The organism is Faecalibacillus sp. MSK20_93 (genome assembly GCF_020589945.1).
GTDB lineage: Bacteria > Bacillota_I > Bacilli_A > Erysipelotrichales > Coprobacillaceae > Faecalibacillus > Faecalibacillus intestinalis.
In genome coordinates this window covers 22,591-29,298 of record NZ_JAJDKA010000036.1, presented here as the reverse complement: position 1 = coordinate 29,298, position 6,708 = coordinate 22,591, and the positions used below count along the sequence as shown (strand labels likewise).

Below are 6,708 nucleotides of genomic sequence, written 5' to 3'. Positions count from 1 at the left end.
TTTAAATATCTATATAATAAAATTATTCTACTATAAGAAGCAATTGTTTCTAATTTCAATAATTCCTCAAACATTATGGTTGAGGAATTAATTAGTAGAAAATAAATATCATTGATAAGATATCAATACCCCATTTTTAGTTTGAAATTATAACAAAAAAGATGTTACGATTTTAAATTATTTCGTAACATCCCCAATTTATCTTATTCAAAATTAACTGTTAAATTATCAAATGAAATTCCTGAAGGATCTCCAGTTTTTTCATCAACATCAGCAGATGATTTTAATTCTAAAGAACCATCTTTGATTTTTTTATCAACAGCATCATGATCTTCTTTAGAAAAGTTCTTTAATAATCCTGGATAAACAATACCACCTGTATTTTTCAAAGTAACTGTTTTTCCACCTTGGAATTTATCTTTCTTATAAGCATTTAATGCTTCAATAGTGGCACCTTTTACATCTTTTAATGCAGATGTAATAACAGTATCAGAATCACCACTTTGGTCAGTATCTACACCAATAGTGTATTTACCAGCTTCTTGTCCAGCAGCGAAAATTGAGTTACAAATTTGTCCACCACATGAGAAGATGACTTCAGTTCCACCTGCATACCATGATGAAGCTTTAGATTTGATATCTGGTGATTCAGAGAATGTACCAGTATATGTATAGTTAACATCAACATTAACATTCATTTCTTTAGCAGCATCACTAGCACCTTGAAGGTAACCAACACCATAGTTTTCTACAGCTGGTAAAGCCATACCACCCATGAAACCTAATTTAGTATATCCTTCTTTAACAGCAGCATATCCAGCAACATATCCAGATTCTTGTTCAGAGAATAAATAACTTACTGTATTATCTCCAACTTTTGTTTCTCCACTACCATCTTTTTGTGGTTCAAAGTCGATAGTAACGAATTTGACATCAGGATATTTTTCTTGAGCTTGGTATAAAGCCCCAGAGAAGTTGAATCCTGGAGTTACAACAACTTTTGCTCCATTATCTACAGCATCATCAATTGTAGATAATAATCCAGCTTGATCAGTATCTTTTGGTGCATAATATTTATATGAAATATCATTTTTTTCACCAAATTCTTTTACACCTTCATAAGCAGATTGATTGAATGATTTATCAGTAACTGATCCAGAGTCAGTGATCATTGCGATTTCATAAGTATCATCGCCACCACTTGTACATCCAGTAGCACCAAAAATCATTCCTAAGCATAAAATACTTGCGAATAATTTTTTCATGTTCTTCTTCCTCCATTTAATTTTCCTCTATCATTGTAGCATTTAAAAAAACATTTGAAAACAGTTAACATAATAAAAAACGGTAAATATCGTTTTTAAATTTCTTCTTCATTATAGCCACGTACATATACTTCACGTGGTTTAGATCCAATTTGTGGACCTATAATACCATCCGCTTCTAATTGATCAATAATTCTGGCTGCTTTGTTATAGCCTATTCTAAATTGTCTTTGTAAAAGTGATGTGCTCGCTTTTTGTGCTTGAATAACAAATGCTCTGCACATTTCATACTCTTCATCTTCTTGTTCTTCTTTAGAAGCAGCTACTGCAGAAATTGGTTTTACATTTGTATATCTTTCATCATATGAGGCTTCTTGTTGTTTCGTTGTATAATAAGTGATTGCTTCCACTTCACTATCATCAACATAAGCTCCTTGCACACGAATCGGCGAATTCGATCCCATTGGTAAAAAAAGCATATCTCCTTTTCCTAAAAGTTTCTCTGCGCCTGTACAATCAAGAATCGTTCTAGAATCAATACTTGAAGAAACAGCAAAAGCAATTCTTGATGGAATATTAGCCTTAATAACACCTGTAATAATATCCGTTGATGGTCTTTGTGTAGCTACAATTAAATGAATCCCAGCCGCACGTGCTAATTGAGCTATACGCATAATACAATCTTCAACATCTTTACTAGCTACCATCATTAAATCTGCAACTTCATCAAGGATTACAACAATATATGGAAGTTTTTCTAATTGATGTTCCGCATCATTTCCTTGATTTTTCTTTTCAACATATTGATTATACGTTTCAATTTTTCTAACATTTGCCCCTGCAAATAAATCATAGCGTCTTTCCATTTCCGAAACGGTTTCTCTTAAAGTGGCCGCTGCTTTTTTAGGATCAGTAACGACCGGTGCTAATAAATGAGGAACCCCATTATAATTGGATAACTCAACCTTTTTAGGATCAACTAAAATAAGTTTGACCTCATCCGGTTTCGCACGCATTAATATGCTGCTAATGATCGTATTAACACATACAGATTTACCTGAACCTGTTGCCCCAGCAATAAGTAAATGAGGCATTTTATTAAGCTCTGCATAAATGACTTGACCATTAACATCCTTTCCTAAAGGAACAACAAGTTTATTGTCTTTATATTTATCAGGAATGTTTTTAAATACCTCTTTAAAAGAAACCATTGATGATACTAAATTAGGTATTTCAACACCAACCGCTGGTTTTCCAGGAATAGGCGCTTCAATACGGATATCTTTAGCTGCTAAAGCTAATTTAATATCATCTTGTAAAGACATTATTTTATTGACTCTTGTCCCCGTTTCTAATTTTAATTCATATTTTGTAATTGAAGGGCCAATAGAAATATTATTAATAGAAGCATGGACTCCAAATTCATTTAAAACAGCTGTTAATCTTTCAGCACTTTCTACAGCATGATTTTTATTTTCACCTTGTTTTTTATTAACCACATTATGTAAAAGAGATAACGGTGGTAAATGATAATTTTTATTTGTATGCTCTATGACTGGTTCTTCAATTTGTGATTGATCATTTTGAACTAATTCTTCATCCACCGATGGAATAGGTGGCTCTTTATCAACAATTTCTATTTCTTGATGTTCATCATTAAAAGTAAAAGCTTGTGGCAAAGTCACATCTTCTTTCGCTATTTCTTCAAATATAGTCGTTGGGGTTTCATCATCTTCGAAAATAGCATCATCAAAAAAAGTTGTCTTATTTTGTTTTTTCTTAAAGAAATTTCCAAAATAATTTGAATGCTGTTTTAAAGAATCTTTTGTTTTATTAAAATTATTTTTTGCTCTTTTTTGAATTTCTTTTTTGTGTTCAAAATAAAACTTACTTCCTAATAAAATAATTCCTGTTACAACAATAAAAACCGCCGCAATGATTGCTCCCATATAATCAAACAATGCACTTAAAAAGCCATATAAAACTGCCCCCAATAATCCTCCTCTATTTAAAGGAACTTGATTAAAATAAGACTGTATGACTTTTATCCCTGTAAGTGATGGCGTAGCAGAAATAAATAAAGTTAAACCAATAAAAAGCAAATAAAGACCTACCGCCTTAGGACCATTAAATTTAGGAAAATCCGCCTTAATAACAATATATCCTAATAAAAGAATACAAGTAAGATAAATAATCCCATTTAAATTCCCAAATACATACATAAAAACATAATTCAAGTGGTCTCCAATCACTCCTAATTGCATAGCAGCAATAATTACTAAAAAAATGAAAAATAAACAAATAATTCTTAATTTTAATTCTTCACTCACTTGTTCTTGCTTACTTTTTCTTTTTCTTGCGGTCTTAGCCATCATATCACCTCTTTACATATCATATTTAAAAAACAAAACAAAAGCAAGATATTCCTTGCTTTTATAATTCTATAATTACTGGTAAAATGACAGGTCTTTTGCCAGTCTCTTTGATAATATATTTGTTCACTTTATCTTTAATATTTTGACGTACATCTCTAATATCTTCTTCCGTCTTATTTTTATAAGACTCTAACTCAGTTTCAGCAATATTCATAATTCCTTTTACAACATTTTCTGAATCTTTTAAGTAAATAAAACCTCTTGTTTGTACATCTGTATTGGCAACAATTTCTCTTGTTTTACCATCAATTGTCATACCAATAATAACAACACCATCATTTTGTAATTGATTTCGGTCATCAATAACTTTAACACCAACATCACCAATTCCAAGGCCATCAATCATCACATCTTCAATTGTAATAGAATCTCGATAACTTTGTAATTTTCCATCTTTAAAAGTAATCATTTCTCCATTATCAACAATAGCAATATGATCATCATTTATATTCATTTTTTTAGCAACATCACTTGCAGCAATAAAATGTTGATATTCTCCTTTGATTGGTACGAAATATTTTGGATTTAAAATTTGAATCAATACTTTAATATCCTCTTCACTTGCATGCATAGATTGCAATTCTTTGTTTTTCAAAACATGAATATGTGTATCAGTTTTATAAAGTTCATTGATTGCTCTATTAGCTATTTTTTCAGTTCCTGGTAAAACAGGTGAAGCTACAATAAATGTATCACTATCTTGTAATTTAAGCTTATCATCTCCTCCATCGATAATATCTAAAATATCATGATAGATGCGACGAGGACTACCACTTAATAAAACAACCAATTTATCATTATCTTTATTTTTTTGAATATCATTATTATCACCAATACAAGCTGGATGAATATCCAAGATTGGTTTTTTCTTATTTTTAGCAATTCTCATTAAAGAATTGGTATTATCATATTTATCTCTTCCATAGAAACAAATCTTACGATTATATTTTTTAGCTAGTTGAGCAATTTCTTGAGTTCTAAAAGCATTTTGTGCATAACTTGAAATAATAATACGTCCTGAAGCATCTTCAAAAATACTTTCTATTTTAGCAGTTAACTTATGATTAGGAGAAGTATAGCCATCATTTTTTGAATATGATGATTCACAAAGTAAAGCTAAAACTCCTTTTTTACCAATTTCCATCATCTTTTGAATATTACACCTAAATCTTTCAGGTGCTCCAAAATCAATAATAAATTCACTACTATAGACAATATAACCATAGTCTGTTAAAAATGCTAACCCTACACTTCCAGGAATAGAATGCGTAATTGGGAAAAAGTCCACTTCAACTCCAGCAACTTTAATTGTTGCATTCATATTTACTCTTTTGATTTTATATTTATATGAAACATGAGAATGTCTCATATATCTTTGTAATAATTGATCAATTAAATCAGCTGTAAGATCTGTTGTATAAATAGGAACATTCACTTCTTGTAATAAATAAGGAAGTGCTCCCATTACATCATCATGACCATGCGTAATAAATATAGCTTTAATTTTATCTTTATTATCTTTTAAATAATCAAAATTAGGAATAATAACGTCCACTCCTAATTTATCTACTTCTGGAAAACGATAACCTGCATCAATAATAAACCAATTATCATCTATTTCTAAGCAGTACATGCTTTTACCGTTTTCAGCTTGACCCCCAATTGGCATCAATTTTATAATACTTTTTTTCATTATTTCCTCCTTAAATATATCTTCTTACACTCACTTTGCTATTATTCTAACAAATTATTAACAAAAGAAAAAGTATCATTTACTCTTTCTTCATTAAAAATAAAGGTTGAATTTGTTTATCAACCAATGCATTGATCATCGTTTGAATAATTAAATCTCGCCGTGCAATCAAACTATTTGGTTTCTTGATTACATCATCTTGATACATTGGCACCAAATAAAAATGCTTTGTATTAAAAATCTTCATCATATTCATTCCGCTTGTTGAAAGTAAGTCATTACTACATAAACCAAGAACGATATTGTGTTGATTTCTAAGTGTTGATTTAACAGCCATTGTCACCGCATTATCATTGATTCCATGTGCCATTTTAGCTAATGTATTGGCACTGCATGGATAAACTACCATTAAATCCAAGGGTATTTGTGGCCCAAAAATTTCTGCTTCAACAACTGAACAAATAACCTTCTTTTCAATAATTTTTTCAACTTCTATGATTAACTGATTCGCCTTAAAAAACCGTGTATCACAAGAATTCACTTGATCACTTATAAAAACATAAATATCTACAGGATATTTTTTTAGTTCCTTTAAAAATCTCAAACAATTACTTAACGAACAAAAAGAGCCTGTAATCCCAACCCCTATTTTCATTCCATTAAACATGTCTCATCACTCCGTGAATATATTGAAACATCAATAATGCCGATTCATATGGAAAATACAAATTAGGTATATTTCTTAGTGATTGATAATCTTTACCCTCAACTGTTTGTGCCAAATCATAAATTTGTTTATATTTTAATTTTTTATAATTGATTTTACAAACAGGAATCGTATTAATAATTAAATCATACTTTCCTGATAAAGCATTTAAATCCAAATGATGATAGATTTGTTTTATTTCATCTAAATCCTTGTTATTTCGATTACAGATTGTAATATCATAATTACTTTTTAAAATATTTGCAAGCTGTTTTGCTAAATCTCCATAGCCTAAAATAAGTATATTATTATAATGTGCTTTATCTTGTATTATTTTTAAATAGAGTCCCATTGCTGTTAAAGTATTATTTAAATGTTTAAAAACTTTATCTTTATTAATAATATATTTTGTATTTATAGTATTAAGAGAAAACGTATTGTCATGATCTATCTTTTGATTTTTAACAACATAAAAATCAAGGTTTTGTGCTTGTTTATCATTTATTTGATAACCATGACTTAAAAAAATATCTTTTAAAAATTGTGTTCTTTGATCATATACTTCAATAAACCCTTTCATATGCCACCTCATTATACTATATGAAAGGG

5 protein-coding genes are annotated in these 6,708 nt (G+C 29.6%); all 5 read right to left on the bottom strand.

Features of this window, described 5'->3' with window-relative positions:
* Positions 1–203 precede the first annotated feature (203 nt).
* Positions 204–1,265, bottom strand: coding sequence for a BMP family lipoprotein (locus LJD34_RS10625; RefSeq protein ID WP_032090035.1), 1,062 nt, complete (start codon positions 1,263–1,265; stop codon positions 204–206).
* A 95-nt stretch (positions 1,266–1,360) separates the two neighbouring features.
* Positions 1,361–3,637, bottom strand: a complete 2,277-nt coding sequence (locus tag LJD34_RS10620) for an FtsK/SpoIIIE family DNA translocase (RefSeq protein ID WP_227359858.1) — start codon at positions 3,635–3,637, stop codon at positions 1,361–1,363.
* A gap of 61 nt (positions 3,638–3,698) precedes the next feature.
* The gene (locus tag LJD34_RS10615; RefSeq protein WP_117346913.1) at positions 3,699–5,393 is read right to left on the bottom strand and encodes a ribonuclease J; all 1,695 of its coding nucleotides are present in this window, start codon (positions 5,391–5,393) and stop codon (positions 3,699–3,701) included.
* 79 nt (positions 5,394–5,472) lie between these two features.
* Complete coding sequence (locus tag LJD34_RS10610) at positions 5,473–6,060, bottom strand: dipicolinate synthase subunit B (protein WP_022001290.1); 588 nt, start codon at positions 6,058–6,060, stop codon at positions 5,473–5,475.
* Positions 6,053–6,679, bottom strand: a complete 627-nt coding sequence (locus LJD34_RS10605) for a hypothetical protein (protein ID WP_227359857.1) — start codon at positions 6,677–6,679, stop codon at positions 6,053–6,055. Before LJD34_RS10605 ends, LJD34_RS10610 begins: the two co-directional genes overlap by 8 nt.
* Positions 6,680–6,708 lie beyond the last annotated feature (29 nt).

What these genes read in the sequence shown, in the direction of transcription:
- LJD34_RS10625 (WP_032090035.1), bottom strand. Translation starts at nt 1,265, where the DNA reads ATGAAAAAATTATTCGCAAGTATTTTATGCTTAGGAATGATTTTTGGT.
- LJD34_RS10620 (WP_227359858.1), bottom strand. Translation starts at nt 3,637, where the DNA reads ATGGCTAAGACCGCAAGAAAAAGAAAAAGTAAGCAAGAACAAGTGAGT.
- LJD34_RS10615 (WP_117346913.1), bottom strand. Translation starts at nt 5,393, where the DNA reads ATGAAAAAAAGTATTATAAAATTGATGCCAATTGGGGGTCAAGCTGAA.
- LJD34_RS10610 (WP_022001290.1), bottom strand. Translation starts at nt 6,060, where the DNA reads ATGTTTAATGGAATGAAAATAGGGGTTGGGATTACAGGCTCTTTTTGT.
- LJD34_RS10605 (WP_227359857.1), bottom strand. Translation starts at nt 6,679, where the DNA reads ATGAAAGGGTTTATTGAAGTATATGATCAAAGAACACAATTTTTAAAA.